At 74.5% G+C, this 19,518-nt stretch carries 14 protein-coding genes and 1 pseudogene; 8 read left to right on the top strand and 7 right to left on the bottom strand.

Going from position 1 to position 19,518, the window contains the following annotated elements:
- Positions 1-39 precede the first annotated feature (39 nt).
- Positions 40-765 carry a helix-turn-helix domain-containing protein gene (locus tag AB0C99_RS21285; RefSeq protein WP_362477069.1) on the top strand — a complete coding sequence of 242 codons (726 nt, stop codon included), beginning with the start codon at positions 40-42 and terminating at the stop codon, positions 763-765.
- Here AB0C99_RS21285 and AB0C99_RS21280 read toward each other — a convergent pair.
- Positions 711-1,184 (bottom strand): VOC family protein, encoded by a 474-nt coding sequence (locus tag AB0C99_RS21280; RefSeq protein ID WP_362477067.1) that lies wholly within the window; start codon positions 1,182-1,184, stop codon positions 711-713. The two genes, AB0C99_RS21285 and AB0C99_RS21280, sit on opposite strands and share 55 nt — an antisense overlap.
- A gap of 104 nt (positions 1,185-1,288) precedes the next feature.
- Positions 1,289-3,592, bottom strand: coding sequence for an N-acetylmuramoyl-L-alanine amidase (locus AB0C99_RS21275; protein ID WP_362477065.1), 2,304 nt, complete (start codon positions 3,590-3,592; stop codon positions 1,289-1,291).
- Positions 3,593-3,824: 232 nt separating this feature from the next.
- Here AB0C99_RS21275 and AB0C99_RS21270 point away from each other — a divergent pair, with 232 nt between their 5' ends.
- The 3 genes and pseudogenes from AB0C99_RS21270 to AB0C99_RS21260 form a co-directional block, all read left to right on the top strand.
- Entirely contained in the window at positions 3,825-4,538 is a 714-nt protein-coding gene (locus AB0C99_RS21270) for a hypothetical protein (protein ID WP_362477063.1), read from the top strand.
- A 271-nt stretch (positions 4,539-4,809) separates the two neighbouring features.
- Positions 4,810-5,931 (top strand): ribosome small subunit-dependent GTPase A, encoded by a 1,122-nt coding sequence (rsgA, locus tag AB0C99_RS21265; RefSeq protein ID WP_362477061.1) that lies wholly within the window; start codon positions 4,810-4,812, stop codon positions 5,929-5,931.
- A 142-nt stretch (positions 5,932-6,073) separates the two neighbouring features.
- Positions 6,074-7,492, top strand: a pseudogene (locus tag AB0C99_RS21260) (AlkA N-terminal domain-containing protein); the annotation flags it as partial.
- 9 nt (positions 7,493-7,501) lie between these two features.
- Here AB0C99_RS21260 and AB0C99_RS21255 read toward each other — a convergent pair.
- From AB0C99_RS21255 to AB0C99_RS21245, 3 genes are all read right to left on the bottom strand, one after another.
- The gene (locus tag AB0C99_RS21255) at positions 7,502-7,984 is read right to left on the bottom strand and encodes a DUF456 domain-containing protein (RefSeq protein WP_362477059.1); all 483 of its coding nucleotides are present in this window, start codon (positions 7,982-7,984) and stop codon (positions 7,502-7,504) included.
- Positions 7,985-8,038: 54 nt separating this feature from the next.
- Positions 8,039-8,476, bottom strand: coding sequence for a hypothetical protein (locus tag AB0C99_RS21250; RefSeq protein ID WP_362477057.1), 438 nt, complete (start codon positions 8,474-8,476; stop codon positions 8,039-8,041).
- 210 nt (positions 8,477-8,686) lie between these two features.
- On the bottom strand, positions 8,687-9,670 hold the full coding sequence (locus AB0C99_RS21245; RefSeq protein ID WP_362477055.1) for a helix-turn-helix domain-containing protein: 984 nt from the start codon (positions 9,668-9,670) through the stop codon (positions 8,687-8,689).
- Positions 9,671-9,903: 233 nt separating this feature from the next.
- On the opposite strand from AB0C99_RS21245, the gene AB0C99_RS21240 reads away from it, so the two are divergent.
- The 4 genes from AB0C99_RS21240 to AB0C99_RS21225 all read left to right on the top strand — a co-directional run bounded on the left by AB0C99_RS21240 (position 9,904) and on the right by AB0C99_RS21225 (position 17,338).
- Positions 9,904-13,692, top strand: a complete 3,789-nt coding sequence (locus tag AB0C99_RS21240; RefSeq protein WP_362477053.1) for a S8 family serine peptidase — start codon at positions 9,904-9,906, stop codon at positions 13,690-13,692.
- Positions 13,693-13,840: 148 nt separating this feature from the next.
- Complete coding sequence (locus tag AB0C99_RS21235) at positions 13,841-15,088, top strand: protein phosphatase 2C domain-containing protein (RefSeq protein WP_362477051.1); 1,248 nt, start codon at positions 13,841-13,843, stop codon at positions 15,086-15,088.
- A gap of 27 nt (positions 15,089-15,115) precedes the next feature.
- Entirely contained in the window at positions 15,116-16,858 is a 1,743-nt protein-coding gene (locus AB0C99_RS21230) for a pyruvate dehydrogenase (protein ID WP_362477049.1), read from the top strand.
- 75 nt (positions 16,859-16,933) lie between these two features.
- The gene (locus tag AB0C99_RS21225; RefSeq protein ID WP_362477047.1) at positions 16,934-17,338 is read left to right on the top strand and encodes an ATP-binding protein; all 405 of its coding nucleotides are present in this window, start codon (positions 16,934-16,936) and stop codon (positions 17,336-17,338) included.
- Positions 17,339-17,366: 28 nt separating this feature from the next.
- Here the strand turns inward: AB0C99_RS21225 and AB0C99_RS21220 are convergent, their stop codons facing one another.
- Positions 17,367-18,425, bottom strand: coding sequence for a DUF2637 domain-containing protein (locus AB0C99_RS21220; protein WP_362477045.1), 1,059 nt, complete (start codon positions 18,423-18,425; stop codon positions 17,367-17,369).
- Positions 18,426-18,645: 220 nt separating this feature from the next.
- Entirely contained in the window at positions 18,646-19,503 is an 858-nt protein-coding gene (locus tag AB0C99_RS21215) for a (2Fe-2S)-binding protein (RefSeq protein WP_362477043.1), read from the bottom strand.
- Positions 19,504-19,518 lie beyond the last annotated feature (15 nt).

Raw genomic sequence — 19,518 nt, 5'->3', positions numbered from 1 at the left:
GGATCGGCGCCCGGGCCGGGCCCGTCCTACCCTGGAGGGGTGTACGAGGAACGCCCCGCCCGCCTGCCCGGCGCGGTCGTCTGGACCCGCGCCACCGGCCCCGCCGACGCCGCCGGACCGGTCCTGCCGGACGGCTGCATGGACCTGATCTGGGCCGACGGCCGGCTCCTGGTCGCGGGCCCGGACACCCGCGCGCACACGACCGGGACCCCCGCCGCGCACTACGCGGGTGTCCGCTTCGCCCCCGGCGAGGCGCCCGGGGTGCTGGGTGTCGAGGCGAGCGCCCTGCGCGACCAGCGGGTCGACCTCGCCGAGCTGTGGGGCGCCCGGCGGGCCCGCGGGCTCGCCGACGGCGTGACCGGGGCCGCCGACCGGGCCGCCGCCCTGGAGGAGCTGGTGCTGCGCGCCGCCGCCGACGCCCCGCCGCCCGACCCGCTGCTGCGGGCCGTCGTCGCCGGGCTGCGGGCGGGCGAGCCGGTCGGGGCGGTCGCCGACGCGGTGGGCCTCGGCGCCCGGCAGCTGCACCGGCGCTCGCTGGCGGCCTTCGGCTACGGTCCCAAGACGCTGGCCCGCGTGCTGCGGCTGCGCCGGGCGCTCGCGCTGGTGGCGGCGGGGCTGCCGTACGCGGACGCGGCACACCGCGCGGGGTGTACGGACCAGGCCCACCTGGCCCGGGAGATGCGGGCCCTGACGGGCACGACCCTGACCGCCTATACGGCGTCGGCGGAGGCGTCCACGGAGGCGTCGGCGTCCGCGTCGGCGTAGAGCGAGACCCCCATGCCGTCCGGGTCGAGCACCACCGCGTACCGCTGCCCCCAGACGGCGTCCCAGGGCTTGAGGTGCCCGCGGTGTCCGGCGCCGGTCAGGGTCGCGTAGACCGCGTCCACGTGGTCCGGGTCCGCGCAGCGGAAGGCGAGCCCGATCCGCTCGCCGCCCGCCGGGCGGGTCCAGTCGGGGTCGTAGGTGCGGACGACGTCCTCGGTGTCCCACAGCACCCGCAGCCCGCCGGGCAGCGCCAGCTCCACGTGCGGGGCGTCCTCGGCGCCGGGCGGGAGGTCCAGGCCGAGCAGCCGGTAGAAGGCGAGCGAGGCGCCCATGTCGGCGGTGACGAGACCGATGACGTCGAGGCGGGGGACGGGCGGCGGGGCGGCCGTGTCGGTGGAGGTGTCGTGCGTGGTGTCCATGGCCACGAACGTAGACGGCCCCGGGCCGTCCGTCTTGTACGGATCGGACACCGGGGCCGCGGGCTCCCAGGGGCTCCGGGGGACTCCCGGAGGCTCCCGGGCCGCTACTTGAGGTGGATCAGCCCGTCCGTGGTGACGGTCGGGCGGCCGGCGGTGCCGACGACCACGATCTTCACGGTGTGCTTGCCGCTGCCCGCCCAGGTCCTGGTCCAGACGACGTCCCGGTAGCGGGTGGTCGCGGACTTGAGGTCGACGGTCGCGGCCTTGACCCCGTCGACGTACACGTGGGCCTGGCCGGAGGCGGCGGAGCGGGAGACCACCCAGGCGGCCGAGCGGCCGGTGAAGGTCCAGCTCAGCGACGCGTTCTTGGTGCCGCTGGAGTAGGACGCGCCGCCCAGGTAGTTCGCCGAGGACTTGGCGGCCCAGGTGCCGGAGCGGGCCGCCGCGGTCTCCTGGAGGATCACCGGGGTGGCGGAGACCCCGGCCGCGGCCTTGTTGCCCGCGAGGTCGTAGGCGGTCAGCGTCCAGGGGGTGGCCGTGCCCGGGCGGGCGCCGAGGACGCCGGAGACCGTGGCGGTGGGGCCGTAGGTGACGGCGGGCGAGGTCAGCCGCACATCGCGCAGCGCGACGGCGTCGGCCGCCTTCCAGCGCAGCTTCACCGGCGCGGCGGACGCGGTCGCGGTGCCGGTGGTCAGCTCGGCGGTGGGCGCGGCGGAGAAGCGGGGCGCGGTGGTGTCGCCGACGACGGTCAGGGCGGGGGCGGTGGCCGTCCGCTTCGACTGGTGCACGGCCCGCAGCTGGAGGGTGTGGGTGCCGGCCGGGACGATCGCGGCGGCGGAGACGGCGGAGCCGGGGGCGGTGGCGACGACCTTGCCGTCGAGCAGCAGCTCGTGACGGGCGATCAGGTCCGCCGGGGTGGTCGAGCTCCAGCCGACGGTGACCGGGCCGCGGGTGACGTACCCCGCGTTCGTGTGGCTCGCGCCGGCGACGCTCTTCACGGTCAGGCCGGTGACCGGGCCGGCCGCCCAGTTCCGGATGGTGCCGAGCTGGGCGTAGAAGGCGTTGCCGGGGCACTGGGTGTTGTAGCTGTCGCGGTGCCCGAGGATCGTCGGGAACGTCATCCGGGCGCCCGCGGCCCAGGACTTCTTGAAGTAGTTGGCCCCGGCGCTGCCCGCGGTCAGCGTGGCGGTGCCCTTCGGGTCCACCCCGTACTGCCCGAGCTTCCAGGCGGCGACCCGGGCCACCGAGACCATGGCGGCGGTGGGCGGGGCGCTCTGGACGTAGGTGCCGAGCACGGAGACGCCGGTGGTCTCGGCGTTGAAGCCGTAGGCGTGCGCGCCCTGCACCGGACGGTCCGCCCCGCCCTTGCGGCCCTCGTAGACGACACCGCACTTGTCGACGAGGAAGTTGTAGCCGACGTCCTTCCAGCCCTGCACCTTCACGTGGTACGTGTAGATGCCACGCACCACTCGGGGGCCGTCGGCGCAGGAGTAGTCGTTCGACTCGGCGGTGTGGTGGACCACGACCGCCCTCACCTTCCCGTCCGGCAGGTAGCCCGGGGCCTCGGGGCTGATCGACTCGTCGGCGCCCCACTGCGCGCGGGTGCGGATCGGCGGCCGGGGCGCCGTGGACGGGGGACCGGTCACCGTCGGGGACGGCGTCGGCGAGGCGGTGGCCGAGGAGGCCGAAGGCGAGGGGGATGCGGTGTCGGTCGCCGGGCCCGAGGGGCTCGCCGAGTCGGTCGGCGAGGCCGAGCCGTCCGGCGTGGGACCGGTCGGGGCGGTCGGGACCGCCGGGTCGGTGGCCGTGGCCGTACCGCCGTCCGGCGTCGGCTCGCCCGACGGCGAGGAGCCCGGGTCGGCGGTCTCGTCGGCGGCCGGGGCGCCCTCGACGGCGAAGGCCGCCGGATCCAGCGAGCTCGCCTTCGAACGGCCCGGGTCGACCATGTCCAGGCGCAGCCCGGCGGGCAGCGCGGCCGAGGCCCGGCCGCCCGCCACCACGCGGACCTCCACGCCGTCCGAGTCGCCGACCCAGGCGGGCTCGGTGCCGCCGCGCCGCGCGTCGCGCTCGCCCTCGCCGCTGTCGCCGTCCAGGCGCACCCAGCGCCCCCACCGGTCGGTGCCGGCGGCGCGGGTGCGGGCCTCGACGGTGCCGGTGATCCGGGCCGAGGGATCGGTCCAGGTGACGCCGAGCATGCTGAAACGCTCGGTGTCCCGCTGCCCCAGCGTCGCGGCGCGCCCGCCGGCGGAGGTCGTCAGCCCCAGCGAACGGGTCTCGGCCCGGACCGGCCCGCCGCCGCCCGCGCCGTCACCGCCGCCGGTGTCCCCGGTCGCGCCCTGAAGGACCAACACCCCGGTGAGCCCGGCCACGACGGCCGCGGCCGTCCCCCATATTCGACGCCGCCGCATGCGGCCCACCCCATCGCTCTTGATCTGTCGCAGGCGCACGGAATCGGTCACGCACGCGCGGACCGCGCCGGCGCTCCCGGCGGGCGACGGCCCGGGGTACGAACCTACCCGAGCACCCGAGGCACACCACCACCGGCAGATGACCGCCCGGAGAATGCTTGGCACCCCTGCGGGCTTCCGTAGCGACGAGTGGTTCCACCCGGTCGGCGCACACGGACGGAGCATCTCCGGCATGGTGCCGGTAAGCCCGGGCGCGGACGGTGACCCCAAGGTCTCCCTCGACTACCAGGTCGATGCCGGGGACCGATACAACGGGGACCACGCCAAGGAGACGATGTTCCCCGGCGGCATCGTGATCCGGGACGACGAGAGGGGACGGTCGCACGAGATGGGCATCGCCCGGGAGTTCGACATGCGGGGAAGCGGCTCGACCTTCCACCATGGCACGCGCAAGACCACCCGGCGTCTGCTGACGGTGCTGGCCGCCTCGTTGCTCCTGAGCTCGTGCTCCACCGCCGACCGGGACCGCGCCTCGCGGGACCCCTACCCGTACTGGGAGAAGGGAGCCGGCGCGCGGCAGGCCGCCGACTTCATGAAGGTCGGCGTTCCGGCGGGCGCCGCGGAGGTGAAGGGCGCGGTTCAGGTCAACCCCAGAGAAGACGTCTACCTTCTCTCCTTCGTCACGGACGCGGCGACGGCCGTACGGGTCGCGGAGGGCCTTCGTTCCGAGAAGCCGATCCACACCAAAGCCGTGGACGTCCCGCCGAGTCGCGAACTCTTCGGGCACCTGGGTCTGCCGGAGCCGCAGACGCTCAAGGGCGCCCGCTGGGCCGGGGTGTGCCCGCCGTGCGTGCGGGACTCCCGGCGCGGCAGCGTCCAGTGGATCGACGTGTACGTGTACGACCTGGCGGGCGGCAAGGCCCGGGTGTACCTCCACGCGTTCTGATCGGCGGGGCTCCGGATTTAATCGGTGGTGCCCTGGCCTGGGGCGGGGCTATGGTTCTGCTCGTTCCACGGTGCGGCTGCGTCGCCGCCCAGGGCGCGCTGTCGGTTCGTAGAGAAGAAGCAGGAGGTGAGGACATTGATGACTGTCACGGTGACGGGCTCTGCCCGCATTCAGGAGTTCATCGTTCCCACCCCTGTGGTCTCCGGCTGACACCCACTCGAATTCCGCGCGCTGGAGCGCGCCGCCGGGGCCACCCTTCGAAGGGTTCCCCTTGTTCAACGTTCCGCTCCACCCGTCTTCCCTCTCCGCTGACCGGAACCCGCTCGCCGCCTACGGCTGGGACGAGGACTGGGCCGCCGCGTTCGCCCCGTACGCCGCGCAGGGCCTGCTGGCCGGCCGGGTCGTCCGGGTCGACCGGGGCCAGTGCGACCTGGTCACCGAGGCCGGGCTCGTCCGCGCCGACACCGCGTTCGTCACTCCGCACGACCCGCTGCGGGTGATCTGCACCGGTGACTGGGCCGCCGTCGACCCCGAGGGCGCCGGTGACCCCCGGTACGTACGGGCCTGCCTGCCCCGCCGTACCGCGTTCGCCCGCTCCACCTCCTCCAAGCGGTCCGAGGGGCAGATCCTCGCCGCCAACGTGGACCACGCCATCATCACGGTCTCGCTCGCCGTCGAGCTCGACCTCGGGCGCATCGAGCGCTTCCTGGCGCTCGCCTGGGAGTCCGGCGCCCAGCCGCTCGTCGTGCTGAGCAAGGCCGACCTCGTCCCCGACCCCGTCGGCCTCTCCTACCTGGTCGAGGACGTCGAGACGGTCGCCCCCGGCGTCCAGGTCCTGCCGGTCAGCTCGCTGACCGGCGAGGGGCTCGACGTGCTCCACGCGGTCGCCGCCGGCGGCACCAGCGTGCTCCTCGGCGTGTCCGGCGCCGGGAAGTCCACCCTCGCCAACACGCTGCTCGGCCAGGACGCCATGGAGGTCCAGGCCGCCCGCGACGTCGACGGCAAGGGCCGCCACACCACCACCACCCGCAACCTGCTCGCCCTGCCCGGCGGCGGCGTGCTCATCGACACCCCCGGCCTGCGGGGCGTCGGACTCTGGGACGCCGAGGCGGGTGTCGGCCAGGTCTTCAGCGAGATCGAGGACCTGGCGGGCGACTGCCGCTTCCCCGACTGCGCCCACGAGAGCGAGCCCGGCTGCGCCGTCACCGCCGCCATCGCCGACGGCACCCTGCCCGAGCGCCGCCTGGACAGCTACCGCAAGCTGCTCCGCGAGAACCGGCGGCTCGCCGCCAAGACCGACGCCCGCCTGCGCACCGAGATGCTCAAGAACTGGAAGCGCCAGGGAGCGGAGGGCCGCGCGGCCATGGACATCAAGCGGGGCCGCATCCGCTGACGTCTGTCCGCGTGTCCGCGTGTCCGCGTGTCCGCGTGTCCGCGTGTCTGCGTGTCCGCGTGTCCGTGCGTCCCCAGGCACCCCGGCTCGGCGTCCGAAAACCGCCAGCCGAGGGCCGGGGACCTCCCGCACACTGGAGGGCATGGAGGACACGGATACGGATACGGATACGGGCACAGGCGCGGGTACGGGCACGCGCACGGCCACGGTCACAGCCACCGCCACGGACACCCGTTACGAAGCCGTCAGCAGCCGCGACGCCCGCTTCGACGGGGTCTTCTTCTTCGCCGTCTCCACCACCGGCATCTACTGCCGCCCCAGCTGCCCCGCCGTCACCCCCAAGCGGCGCAACGTCAGCTTCTTCCCCACCGCCGCCGCGGCCCAGGGCCACGGCTTCCGGGCCTGCCGCCGCTGCCGCCCCGACGCCGTGCCCGGCTCCGCCGAATGGAACGTCCGGGCCGACGTCGTCGGGCGCGCCGTCCGCATGATCGGCGACGGCGTCGTCGACCGGGAGGGCGTCCCCGGCCTCGCCGTACGCCTCGGCTACAGCGCCCGCCAGGTGCAGCGCCAGCTCACCGCCGAACTCGGCGCCGGGCCCGTCGCCCTGGCCCGCGCCCAGCGCGCCCACACCGCGCGGCTGCTGCTCCAGACCACCGGCCTGCCCGTCACCGAGATCGCCTTCGCGGCCGGTTTCGCCAGCGTGCGCCAGTTCAACGACACCATCCGCGCCGTCTACGCCCGCACCCCCACCCGGCTCCGCGAGGAATCCGGCACGGGCACCGGCGCCGGGCCGCGCCCCGCGCTGGCCGCCGGGGTGCCGCTGCGGCTGGCCCACCGCGGCCCGTACGCCGCGGGCGAGGTCTTCGACCTGCTCGCCGCCGAGGTCCTGCCCGGTGTCGAGGAGGTCGTCGGCGCGCCCGGCGCCCGCACCTACCGGCGCACCCTGCGCCTCCCGTACGGCACCGGGATCGTCTCCGTCGACGAACGCTCCCCGGGCCGCTGGCTGGAGGCCCGCCTCCACCTCACCGAGCTGCGCGACCTCACCACCGCCGTCCAGCGGCTGCGCCGCCTGCTCGACCTGGACGCCGACCCGTACGCCGTCGCGGAACGCCTCGGCGCCGACCCCGCGCTCGCCGCCGAGGTCGCCGCCCGCCCCGGCGTCCGCTCGCCGGGCACGGCCGAGCCGGAGGAGTTCGCGGTACGGACCCTGGCCGGCCCGGACCGGGCCGCCCGGCTGCTCGCCGCGCACGGCACTCCGCTGGAGACGCCCTGCGGCGGCCTCACCCACGTCTTCCCCGAGCCCGCCGCCCTCACCGCCGACCCGGTCGCCGGACCGCTGGCCCGCGCGCTCGACGACGGCACCCTCCGGCTCGACCCCGGCGCCGACCGGGCGGCCACCGCCGCCGCGCTGGCCACCGTGCCGGGCCTGACCGCCCGCGCGGCCACGGCCATCCGCACCCGCGCCCTCGGCGACCCCGACGTCGCCCCGGAGGGCCTGCCGGACCACCCGGAGTGGAGCCCCTGGCGCTCGTACGCGGCCCGCTACCTCCGCCTCACGCCCTGAGGCCCCTCACCCCCAGATCACCGCCCCCGCCCAAGCCCCCACGATCAGCAGGCACGCGAAGAGCTCCACCAGCACGCTGGTGCCCGCCGCCCGCATCACCGTGCGGGTGGCCGCCCGGGCCTGGCCGTGGCCGCCGAGGCGCAGCCGCTCGGAGAGGTAGACGCCGCCGACGAAACCGGGGATCGCGCCCACCACCGGGACCAGCAGGAAGCCCAGCAGGGCGCCCGCCCCCGCGTACCCGACCATCCGCCGGGTGATGCCCACGCCCCGGAAGCGGCGCGGCGGCAGCTGCCACACGACCACCTGGGTGAGGAGCAGCAGCCCCGTCGAGGAGACCAGCAGGATCCAGGCGAGCCCGGTCTGTTCGTGCAGCGACCACCAGAGCACCCCGGCCCACACCAGCCACGTCCCCGGCACGCCGGGCGTCAGCACCCCGAACAGTCCGAGCAGCATCACCATCGCGATCAGCAGGAGCTGCCACACACCCATCTGCCAAGGGTGCCGGAATCCGCGTGTCCGCGCAGGTCGCGCGGTACGTACGGGTCAGCCGACGGCGAGCGGCAGCGCCGCGGCGACCAGGTCGCGGGCCTTGCGGTCGATCAGCGGGAAGACCAGCTTCAGCGAGGTCTCGCTGTACGGCGAGGAGAGCACGAACGAGGAGTTGAGGATCCGCTCCCTGATCTCCGAGCGGTAGAGGTGGGCGCGCTGGATCGTCATCGCGTGCTCGACCGGCTTCGCCGTCACCCGGTCCATCCGGAAGACCAGCAGCCGCCGGTCGGTCATCACCAGGTACATCGGCACCGGCACCGGCACCACGGCCAGCGCCCCGCCGCTCAGGAGCGCGGAGGCGACCCCGTAGGCGGCCGTGCGGCGCACCGTGACCGAGCTCAGGTTGATCAGCGAGGTCACCTCCACCCGCTCCCCGTCCTCCAGCATCGGGGCGGCGAAGGCCAGCAGGGCGCGCAGGCGCCTTCCGTTCATGGGGTGCTCCTGGGCGGGAAGGGATCCGGGATAGCGGGCCCGGGGGCTGGGATCCGGGATCCGGAAGCCGGGGGCCCGGATCCGGAAGCCGGGGGCCGGCGGACGAGAACAGGCCGCCACGATACGGCCACGCCTTGGCGTGCCCACGCCCACCCCTGGACCTTGGGCCATGACCCCAGGGCCCAAGAGCCGCCCCCGCCCCGCCCGCCCCTACCGCCGCGCCACCCACCCCTTCTCGTACGCGTGCCAGCCCAGCTGCAGCCGGGTCGTCACCCCCGTCAGCTCCATCAGCCCCTTCACCCGCCGCTGCACCGTGCGCAGCCCCAGCTCCAGCTGCTTCGCCACGCTCGCGTCCGTCATCCCGGCCAGCAGCAGCGACAGGATCTCCAGGTCCGTCGCGTCCGGCCCCGGCGTCTCGTCCTCCGTCACCAGGGCCCCCGCGCCGAGCCGCAGCGGCAGCGCCTCCCGCCACACCGACTCGAACAGCCCCATCAGCGACTCCAGCAGCCCGCTCGCGTGCACCACCAGCGCGGCCGGCTCCGCGCCGCGCCCGGTCAGCGGCACCATCGCGAGCGCCCGGTCCGCGATCACCAGCTTCGTCGGCACCCGGTCCACGATCCGGATCCGCTCCTCGCGGCCCAGCGCCGCCGACAGCTCGATCAGCCCCGAGGGCAGCGTCAGCACCTCGCGCTCGATCACCACCCGGTAGCCCACCCCGCGCTCCGCCGCCTGCGCCTCCGCGTCGTTCTCCATCCCCGACACCGCGATCGGCTTGCCCGTCACCAGCGCGCAGACCTCTTCGGTCGCGCCGAGCTGGAGCTGGAGGAAGCGGTGGGTGACGGCCCCCGCGCCCGTCACCACCTCCACCAGGTCGTGCACGGCCGGCTCGGTCGCCTCCGCGCGGTACTCCCGCGCCAGCAGCGCCGCCGCCAGCTCCGCCTGCTCCAGCTCGTGCCGCTGCTGGGTGAGCAGCGCGCCCAGCGCCACCCCGGGCGGCGCGGCGACCCAGCGCCCGGTGCGCGCCGAGGACTGGGCGGCCAGGCCCTGGGACTCCAGCCGCCGCAGCGCCCGCTCGGTGTCGGTCTCCGGCAGCGCGAGCCGGTGCGCCAGGTCGGCGACCTCCGCCGCGCCCAGCGCGACCAGCGCCCGGTAGGCGGACTCCTGCCGCTCGTCGAGTCCTATCGCACCCAGCATCGCTGACCCCACCCCTCACCGGACGTCACCGGACGACCCGGACATTCGCCGGACGTTCACCGGACGCCTTCGTTCCGTTCGCGCTCTGGCGGGAAACGGCCACGGCGCATTCCCGCCGCGCCCATCCTGCCTGCACCACCCTCACCTCTGCCAATGTGGCGCCACCGCAGCACCAACAGCCTCTGGTCATAAGCCTTTTATGCCTTCATGACCGGAATCAGATGGGGAGAGCGATGCGCCCGATTTCGCGTACGGCCCTGGGGGCAGCGACCGCCGCCGTCCTGGCCGTCACCGCGGTCGCGGCGTCCGCGGCCGAAGCGCCGCAGGACGTCCAGGCGACCGGCAAGCGTCCGCTGGTCGGCGCCAAGGCCGGCCAGAACGGGCAGAACGGGCAGCGGCCCGCCACCGTGACCCTGGTGACCGGCGACCGGGTGCTGGTCACCCGCGACGCCGACGGCAACCCGGCCGCCGCCGCGCTGCCCCGCGAGGACGGCACCGTGCCCCTCGTGCAGACCCGCCGGGCCGGCCAGGACCTGTACGTCTACCCCGAGGGCGCCACCCCCGCGCTGGCCGCCGGCCGCGTCGACGAGGAGCTCTTCAACGTCACCGGACTGGTCCGCCAGGGCTACGACGACGCCGGCTCCGCCACCCTGCCGCTGATCGCCGTCTACGGCACCGACCTGGCGACCGCCCGCTCCGTCCCGCCCGCCCCGCGCGGCGCCACCCGCGGCCAGGTCCTCAGGACCGTCGACGCCGTCGCGCTCACCGCAGACAAGAAGCAGGCCGCCACCTTCTGGGCCGACGTCACCGGACCCGCCGCCGCCCGCTCGGCCGCCGGCGGCGGTCTGAAGAAGCTGTGGCTCGACCGCAAGGTCCAGGCCACCCTGGAGCGCTCCACCGCCCAGGTGCACGCCCCCGAGGCGTGGGCCGCCGGCTACGACGGCACCGGCACCAAGGTCGCCGTCCTCGACACCGGCGCCGACGCGGAACACCCCGACCTCAAGGGCCGGATCGTCGCCTCGGAGAACTTCACCGACTCCGACGGCGCCGACGACCGCCAGGGCCACGGCACCCACACCATCTCCACCGTCGGCGGCTCCGGCGCCGCCAGCGGCGGCAAGAAGAAGGGCGTCGCCCCCGGCGCCGCCCTCCTCAACGGCAAGGTCCTCGACGACTCCGGCTCCGGCGCCACCTCGTGGATCATCGCCGGCATGGAATGGGCCGTCGCCCAGGGCGCCGACGTCGTCTCCATGAGTCTCGGCAACCCCTCCGAGACCGACTGCACCGACCCGATGAGCGCCGCCGCCGAACAACTCGCCCAGAACAAAGGCACCTTGTTCGTGATAGCCGCCGGCAACTCCGGCCCCGGCAACAACACCGTCTCCGCCCCCGGCTGCGCCCCCAGCGTGCTCACCGTCGGCGCCGTCGACCGCGACGACTCCACCGCGTGGTTCTCCAGCCGAGGCCCGGCCTCCGACGCGGGCCACACCCTCAAGCCCGAGATCGCCGCCCCCGGCGTCGACATCTCCGCGGCGGCGGCCGGCGGCCGCGGCGTCTACGCCTACCAGTCGATGTCCGGCACCTCCATGGCCACCCCGCACGTCGCCGGCGCCGCCGCCATCGTCAAGCAGCGCCACCCCGACTGGACCGGCCAGCAGATCAAGGCCGCCCTCGTCTCCTCCGCCGACAGCCGCGTCCCCGGCGACACCCGCCAGGTCGGCGGCGGCCGGCTCGACGTGAAGGCCGCCATCGGACAGACCGTCCTCGGCGCCCCCGCCGTCCAGGGCGGCACCTTCAACTGGCCCCAGGACCGCACCGACCGCACCACCGCGTCGGTCCCGTACACCAACACCGGCGCCAAGCCCGTCACCCTGAGCCTGGCCGTCGAGAAGGTCACCGGCAACGACGGCTCCGCCGTCCGCTCCCCGCTCGCCCGCCTCGACGCACGCACCGTCACCGTCCCGGCCGGCGCGACCGTCCGCGTCCCGCTCCGCCTCGACCCGGCCGCCCACCTGGAGCGCGCCCAGTACGGCGACGTCACCGGGCGCGTGGTCGCCACCGGCCCCGGCGGCGTACGCGTCGCCACCCCGTTCGCGCTGTACGTCGAGCCGGAGACCGTCACCCTGCGCGTCAAGCTGATCGACCGCCAGGGCAGGCCCGCCGACGGCGCCTCCTCGCTCGACGTCATCGGCACCGACGACTCCAGCGGCTCCCGCCGCTTCAACGAGGGCTCCGCCGACCAGGTCTACCGCCTGCGCGCCGGAAGCTACTTCCTCTCCTCCTTCGTCGCCACCCCCGACGCGGGTACGGACACCGGGCTGATCGACTCGATCAGCTACCTGGCCCGCCCGCAGCTGGAGCTGCGCAAGGACACCACCGTCGTCCTCGACGCCCGCGCCGCCCACCGCCTGTCGGTCCGCACCGACAAGCCGTCCGAGCCCCGCGGCGCGACCCTCGCGTTCGCCCGCTCCTGGGACGACACCTGGCTGCACGCCGGCACCGCCACCGGTCCCCGCACCGTCCGCGCCTACTACGCCTCGGTCGAAGGCCGCGCCGCCGACGGCGACTTCGAGTTCGGCAGTTACTGGCGGGCCGCCGCCCCGCAGATCGAGCGCCTCGCCACCCGCGACGGCCTGCGACTGCACCCGCTGACCGCCTCCCTCACCTCCGACAACCTCGACGGCACCGGCTCCGCCCGGCTCGTCGACGCGGGCACCGGCACCCCCGAGGAGCTCGCCGCCGCCGGGGTGAAGGGCCGGATCGCCCTGGTCCGCCTCCCCGACGACAGCGAGGACGCGGGCGGCCTCGCCCGCGACGCCAAGGAGGCCGGCGCCGTCGCCGTCCTCACGTACCACCAGGCCCCGGGCCGCTGGTACCCCGGCGGCGGCTTCACCGGACCGGTCCTGCCGGTCCTCTCCCTCCCCGCCGACGAGGCCGCCGCCCTGCTCGGCAGGCTCCGCACCGGCGAGACCACGCTCACCTGGAAGGCCACCGCGAAGAGCCCCTACCTCTACAACCTGGCGTTCCCCGAGACCGGCCAGGTCCGCGACGACCGCGCCTACCGGGTCCGGGACCGCGACCTCGGCCGCACCGACTCCCGCTACGGCTCCGCCGGCGTCGCCGCCGACTTCATGGAGTTCCCCGCCGCCTACCGGCCGGACGGCACCGCCGTCACCTTCGGCTCCCTGGAGACCGTCGCCGCCCCCGGCGCCCGCACCGAGTACTACAGCGCGGGCGACACCTCCTGGCGGCAGCTCATCGGCAGCAGCTTCCCCTTCGGCGAGCTGATGGTCGGCGCCACCCACCGCTACACCCCCGGCGAGCGCCGCACCGAAGGCTGGTACGACGGCGTCATCGCCCCCACCGCCCCGCGCGACGCGACCGGCGCGCCGGTCCTCGTCGCCGAACGCCAGGGCAACCTCATCGGTTTCGCCGACGCCATGTGGGGCGACACCACCCACCACGCCGAGCCCGGCTCCTTCGGTGACATCGGCAACCTCCGCCTGAGCAAGGACGGCGAGGTCATCGGCGAGACCGGCTGGCCGTCCGGAGCCTTCGAGGTGCCGTCCGCGCCCGGCACGTACACGCTGGAACAGAACACCATGAAGCTCGGCAGCCGGGTGTGGGCCCGCTCCACATCCGTCAACTCGGCCTGGAAATTCACCTCCAAGCTCGACGAGAGCGTCTATTCTCAGGGCATCCCGATTCTCTTCCCCCGGTACGACCTTCCGGAGGACGGACTCAAGACCCTCGCCGCGACCGACGGACAGCGGATCGGCCTCGGCGCGACGGGTCACGCGGGCTACACCCCCGCGGCCCTCACCTCGGCCAGGCTCTCGTACTCCTACGACGGGGGCGAGACCTGGATCCCGGCCCGGGTCTCCCGGCAGGGCGGCGGCTGGACCGCGACCGTGAACCACGCGGGCGCGACCGGCAAGCAGGTCACCCTGAAGACCGAACTGACGGACGCCCGGGGCAACTCCGTCACCCAGACCGTGGTCCGCGCCTACGACGTGCGCTGATCACGCCGGTCCGCCGGGCGTCCTTCCCGTGGGGGGTGGGGTCGCCCGGCGGACCATTCATTCCATCCGGCCATCGGGCCATCCGACTTCCGCGAGACATTTCCGGATGTCCCGTTTTCTGGCGGCCTGTGCGGTGGACAATAAGGGCATGACTCAGCAGGGGGACAACTGGTGGGACAAGCTCTACGACGCCGCGGCCCCGGACACCGGGCCCGTCGCGACCTCCGACAGCCTCGACGAGCGCTTCGACTCCGCCGCGGGCACCACGACGGCGGAAACCACGACGGCGGGCGCCACGACCGCGGGCACCACGACGGCCGCCCCCGAGGCGCCGCCCTGGGAGCTCGCCACCGACGAACCGGCCCCGCCCCCGCCGCCTGAGGAACCGCCCGAGCCCACCCTCCAGGTCCCCGCCCCCCGCCCCCGCGCCGGCCACGTCGGGACCCGGCCGCCCACCTACGAGCCCGAGCCCACCGCGCTGCCCGCCGCCCGCCCCGACGCACTCGCCGCCCTGGTCGCCGACACCGTCCTCGACGGAGCCCGCTACGGCACCTACACCCTGCGCGCCGCCTCCGTCCGCGGCGACTCCGCCCGCTACCGGGGCGAACCCCGCCGCGACGCCCTCCTCACCGCCCGCTTCGGCCACGCCGAGGCCGCCCTCGTCCTCGTCGCCGTCGCCGCCGGACCCCGCGCCTCCGACCACGCCCACCTCGCCGCCGCCGACGCCTGCCGCTGGATCGCCGAAGCCGTCGGCCGCAGCCACGCCCGGCTCTCCGACGACATCCGCACCGGCCGCCGCGGCGACCTCAAATCCGGCCTCCACCGGCTCACCGACCGCACCACCACCCGGCTCCGCGCCCGCGCCGCCGAGCTCGGCCTCACCCCCGCGGAGTACACGGCGGGCCTGCGCTGCCTGCTGCTCTCCGCCGACCCCGGCTGCCGCACCCGGATCTTCTTCGGCCTCGGCACCGGCGGCCTCTTCCGGCTCCGCGACGGCGCCTGGCAGGACATCGAACCCCTCCTCCCGGAGCCCGCCCCCGGCGCCCCCGTCGTCGGCTTCGGCTCGCCGCCCCCCGCGCCCGCCGAAACCCCCACGACGGACCTGGGCGTCCCCCCACCCCCCAACCCAGCCCTGAAAGTCCCGGCGGAGCCGCCCCCGCCCCCCGCCGAACCCTTCCGCTTCCGCGCCTCCGTCGCCCGCCCCGGCGACACCCTGCTGCTCGCCTCCCCGGGCCTCGCCGAGCCGCTGCGCGGCGAACCCGCCCTCGCCCGCGAGCTCGCCGACCGCTGGGCCGGCGCGGAGCCCCCCGGACTCGCCGCCTTCCTCGCCGACACCCAGCTCCGCGTCACCGGCTACGCCGACGACCGCACCGGGGCCGCGGTCTGGGAGGCGTAACCCGTCGGGCCATGGGTTGATGGATCCATGGCCAAGAAGAACGTCGCAGAACAGTTCGTCGACATCCTCGTCCGCGCGGGCGTCCAGCGCCTGTACGGAGTGGTCGGCGACAGCCTGAACCCGGTCGTCGACGCGATCCGCCGCAACTCCGCCATCGACTGGATCCAGGTGCGGCACGAAGAGGTCGCCGCGTTCGCGGCGGGCGCCGAGGCCCAGATCACCGGCCGGCTCGCCGCCTGCGCCGGCTCCTGCGGACCGGGCAACCTGCACCTCATCAACGGCCTGTACGACGCCCACCGCTCGATGGCCCCGGTCCTCGCCCTGGCCTCCCACATCCCGTCCAGCGAGATCGGCCTCTCCTACTTCCAGGAGACCCACCCGGACCAGCTGTTCCGCGAGTGCAGCCACTACAGCGAGCTCATCTCCAACCCGAAGCAGATGCCCCGGCTGCTGCACACCGCCATCCAGCACGCGGTCGGCCAGAGCGGCGTCAGCGTCGTCTCGCTGCCCGGCGACGTCGCCTCCGAGCCCGCGCCCGACAAGGCCGCCGAGATCGCCCTGGTCACCGCCCGGCCCACGGTCCGCCCCGGCGACGGCGAGATCGACGCCCTGGTCCGGATGATCGACTCAGCCGAACGGGTGACGCTGTTCTGCGGCAGCGGCACCGCGGGCGCCCACACCGAGGTCATGGACTTCGCCGCCCGGGTGAAGGCCCCCGTCGGGCACGCCCTGCGCGGCAAGGAGTGGATCCAGTACGACAACCCGTACGACGTCGGCATGAGCGGACTGCTCGGCTACGGCGCCGCCTACGAGGCCACCCACGAGTGCGACCTGCTGATCCTGCTCGGCACCGACTTCCCGTACAACGCCTTCCTGCCCGACGACGTCAAGATCGTCCAGATCGACGTGCGGCCCGAACGGCTCGGCCGGCGCTCCCGGCTCGACCTCGCCGTCTGGGGCGACGTCCGCGAGACCCTGCGCTGCGTCACCCCGCGGGTCCGGGCCAAGGCGGACCGCCGCTTCCTGGACAAGATGCTGAAGAAGCACGCCGACGCCCTGGAAGGCGTGGTCAAGGCATACACCCGCAAGGTCGAGAAACACGTCCCCGTCCACCCCGAGTACGTGGCCTCCGTCCTCGACGAACTCGCCGACGACGACGCCGTGTTCACCGTCGACACCGGCATGTGCAACGTGTGGGCCGCCCGCTACCTCACCCCCAACGGACGCCGCCGCATCATCGGCTCCTTCAGCCACGGCTCCATGGCCAACGCCCTGCCCCAGGCGATCGGCGCCCAGTTCACCGACCGGAACCGCCAGGTCGTCTCGATGTCCGGCGACGGCGGCTTCACCATGCTGATGGGCGACTTCCTCACCCTGGTCCAGTACGACCTCCCGGTGAAGGTGGTCGTCTTCAACAACTCCTCGCTCGGCATGGTCGAACTGGAGATGCTGGTGGCCGGACTGCCCTCGTACGGAACCACCAACAAGAACCCGGACTTCGCCGCCATCGCCCGCGCCGCCGGCGCCTACGGCGTCCGCGTCGAGAAGCCGAAACAGCTCGCGAGCGCCCTCAAGGACGCCTTCCGCCACAAGGGCCCCGCCCTCGTCGACGTCGTCACCGACCCCAACGCGCTCTCCATCCCGCCCAAGATCAGCGCCGAGATGGTCACCGGCTTCGCCCTCTCCGCCAGCAAGATCGTCCTGGACGGGGGAGTGGGTCGGATGCTCCAGATGGCCCGTTCCAACCTGCGTAACGTGCCTCGCCCCTGACGTTCATGAATGCGCGCCTCCCCAGGGGGCATTCATCCCCGTGAGCCTGTTCGATCCGACGCAGGGGTGGGGGATATGGCCGGGGAGGCGCGACAGCCGACTCAACTGCTCAGAAGGGTGGGACGCACCGATCTCACCGCGGTCCCGGAGGTGCGGCACGCCTTGCGGGCGTTCCTGGCGACGTGGGGCGCGCCCGGCGCCGGCGACGTCGCCGAACTGCTCACCAGCGAGCTCGTGACCAACGCGCTGATCCACACGGGCGACGGAGCGGTCGTGACGGCCACCGTGGAGCCCGAGCAATTACGGGTCGAGGTAAGGGACTTCGTCCCGGGACTGCGCCCCCCGCGCGCCCGGCCCGCCGACGACGACCCGCACGGCAGAGGACTGCTCCTGGTCCGGGCGCTCGCCGACTCCTGGGGAGTGGAGAACCGCGAGGTGGGCAAGGTGGTCTGGTTCGAACTGAACGGCGGGGCCGCCTGAGGCGGCCCCGCCGTCCATGTGAACGGACTCAGCCGAACTGCTGCTCCAGATCCGCGAGCTTGCGCTCCAGGGAGTCGAGCCGGGGCAGCGTCTGGGTGTCGTCCTCGGCGGTGAGATCCACGGTCCGGGTCTCAGCGCCCTTCACGGCTTGCAGGGAGGGCCGGTGTCGAAGCGGCAACTGTCCGGGGTCCGCTATGGCGGGCTCCGCGACGGCGGCCTGCACCGGCGTCGCGGAGCCCGCACCCGTGCCGGTCCCGAGGGCCGACACCTCCACCTGACGGCCGCCGCCGCGCCCGAAGGCCCGGTGCTGCCGGTTGAGCGCCTTCAGCCGCGCCCGGTCCAGCTTCGCCTGCTCCCGCCTGCGGATCCGGTTGGCCTCCTTCTCCTTGCGGTCCTCGCGCACCTCGTCGACGGCCTCGTCCAGCGTCCGTACGCCTTCCAGGAGCATCAGCGACCAGGCGCCGAAGGTCTCCCGGGGCGCCCGCAGCCAGCGGACCATCCGGATCTGCGGCAGCGGCCTCGGGATCAGCCCCTGCTCGCGCAGCGCCGCCCGCCTGGTCTGCTTCAGCGCCCGGTCGAAGAGGACCGCCGCCGACAGGGACATCCCCGCGAAGAACTGCGGCGCCCCCGCGTGGCCCAGGCCGCGCGGCGCGTGCACCCAGTTGAACCAGGCCGCGGCCCCCGCGAACGTCCAGACCAGGAGGCGCGACCCGAGGGCCGCGTCGCCGTGGCTGGCCTCGCGGACGGCGAGCACCGAGCAGAACATGGCGGCACCGTCGAGGCCGAACGGGACCAGGTACTCCCAGCCTCCGGTGAGGTTGAGGTTCTGCCGGCCGAAGCCGACGAGCCCGTGGAAGGAGAGCGCCGCCGCGACCGCGGCGCAGCAGAAGAGCAGGACGTACGAGGCGGTGCCGTAGACCGCCTCCTTGCGTCTGCGGCGCTCCTCGCTGCGCTCCCAGGAGTCGTCGGCCGCGGCCTGGTCACCGGCGCGCTTCCCGCGCGCGAGGACCGCCACCGCCGTCAGGACTCCCGCCACCATCACGCCGCCCGGAAGCAGCCAGTCCAGCGATATGTCGGTCAGTCTCATCGGGGTGTCCCTTGCCTCGCAGTAGTGCCTCGCAGTTAGGCCGATACGGCGGCCCATACTGGCCGACCGGAACGGGCGGGCACGGGGTTTCGGGGCAAGAGCACGCCATCGGGTCCGCAGGCCATACGAATAGGTAGGATCGCCTCGAACTGACCTGCCGAACAAGGAACTTACGTACGAATCGACTCACCCCGAAGGGTGGCGTAAGGGCAAGACTCGGTCAGCCCGCGGCGGCGAGCCTGCGCACCCGCTCCTCGTCGGCGGTGCGCGGACAGGTCGTGCAGGTGTCCTCGGGCCGCAGGGTGTAGAAGAAACAGCAGGTCGCGCGGTCGCGGGTGGCCCGGGAGGCGCCGCAGACCTCGGCGGAGCCCGCCAGCTCGCGGAAGCCGGCCGGCCCCACGTACGGCTTGGCCGTGCGCGGCATGAGCAGCTCCAGCTCGGCCATGGCCCGCGGCTCCTCGCCGAGCAGCTCCCCGATGTACCAGAGCCCCTCGACGATCTCGTCGGTGACCATGCCCCACAGCGCCCGCCGCCCCCGCCGCATCCGCGGCCCGAAGCCGGCCAGGAGCACCTCGAAGTGCTCGCCCAGGGAGGCCCGCACCTCGGCGCGCAGCGCCTCCTCGTCGGGCACCACGCGGGCGCCGGGCAGCGCGGCGGCGGGGTCGCCGGGCAGGCAGGCGAACTCCTCGACCCGGACCGCGAAGCGTCCCAGGGCGCGGTGGAAGGCCACGTCCCGCGCGGGCAGCCGGGGGACCCGGCGGTGCAGGAACCAGGGCAGCGTCACCAGCAGGCAGGCGGGCCAGGCGTACCGGTGCAGCCCGAAGCTGGCCACCACGTCGGGCCGGGCCGACCGCCCGTAGTCCCGGCGTACCTGCGTCTCGTCCCAGGCGAGGAAGGCGTCCAGCGCGGCCTCGCCGGCCCCGAGCTCGTCCGCGCCGACCCACCCCGTACCGCGGGGCAGCAGCGCGCCCCGTTCGTGTTCGTCGACGCGCAGACCGGGGAAGACCTCGCCGAGCCGGGCGTAGGAGGCCGCGACGGGCGAGGCGGAGGGAGACGGCAGCAGAGCGGGGACGGCCATACGGGACCACCGAAT

It is taken from the genome of Streptomyces sp. NPDC048659 (assembly GCF_040650575.1).
Taxonomy (GTDB): Bacteria; Actinomycetota; Actinomycetes; order Streptomycetales; family Streptomycetaceae; genus Streptomyces.
Note: the sequence above shows the minus strand (reverse complement) of the source record. Positions and strands in the feature narration are given on the sequence as shown.

Bases quoted from the DNA above. Each gene is read 5' to 3' on its own strand.
- AB0C99_RS21280 (WP_362477067.1), bottom strand. From the start codon at position 1,184: ATGGACACCACGCACGACACCTCCACCGACACGGCCGCCCCGCCGCCC.
- AB0C99_RS21275 (WP_362477065.1), bottom strand. From the start codon at position 3,592: ATGCGGCGGCGTCGAATATGGGGGACGGCCGCGGCCGTCGTGGCCGGG.
- AB0C99_RS21270 (WP_362477063.1), top strand. From the start codon at position 3,825: ATGGTGCCGGTAAGCCCGGGCGCGGACGGTGACCCCAAGGTCTCCCTC.
- AB0C99_RS21255 (WP_362477059.1), bottom strand. From the start codon at position 7,984: ATGGGTGTGTGGCAGCTCCTGCTGATCGCGATGGTGATGCTGCTCGGA.
- AB0C99_RS21250 (WP_362477057.1), bottom strand. From the start codon at position 8,476: ATGAACGGAAGGCGCCTGCGCGCCCTGCTGGCCTTCGCCGCCCCGATG.
- AB0C99_RS21245 (WP_362477055.1), bottom strand. From the start codon at position 9,670: ATGCTGGGTGCGATAGGACTCGACGAGCGGCAGGAGTCCGCCTACCGG.
- AB0C99_RS21240 (WP_362477053.1), top strand. From the start codon at position 9,904: ATGCGCCCGATTTCGCGTACGGCCCTGGGGGCAGCGACCGCCGCCGTC.
- AB0C99_RS21235 (WP_362477051.1), top strand. From the start codon at position 13,841: ATGACTCAGCAGGGGGACAACTGGTGGGACAAGCTCTACGACGCCGCG.
- AB0C99_RS21230 (WP_362477049.1), top strand. From the start codon at position 15,116: ATGGCCAAGAAGAACGTCGCAGAACAGTTCGTCGACATCCTCGTCCGC.
- AB0C99_RS21225 (WP_362477047.1), top strand. From the start codon at position 16,934: ATGGCCGGGGAGGCGCGACAGCCGACTCAACTGCTCAGAAGGGTGGGA.
- AB0C99_RS21220 (WP_362477045.1), bottom strand. From the start codon at position 18,425: ATGAGACTGACCGACATATCGCTGGACTGGCTGCTTCCGGGCGGCGTG.
- AB0C99_RS21215 (WP_362477043.1), bottom strand. From the start codon at position 19,503: ATGGCCGTCCCCGCTCTGCTGCCGTCTCCCTCCGCCTCGCCCGTCGCG.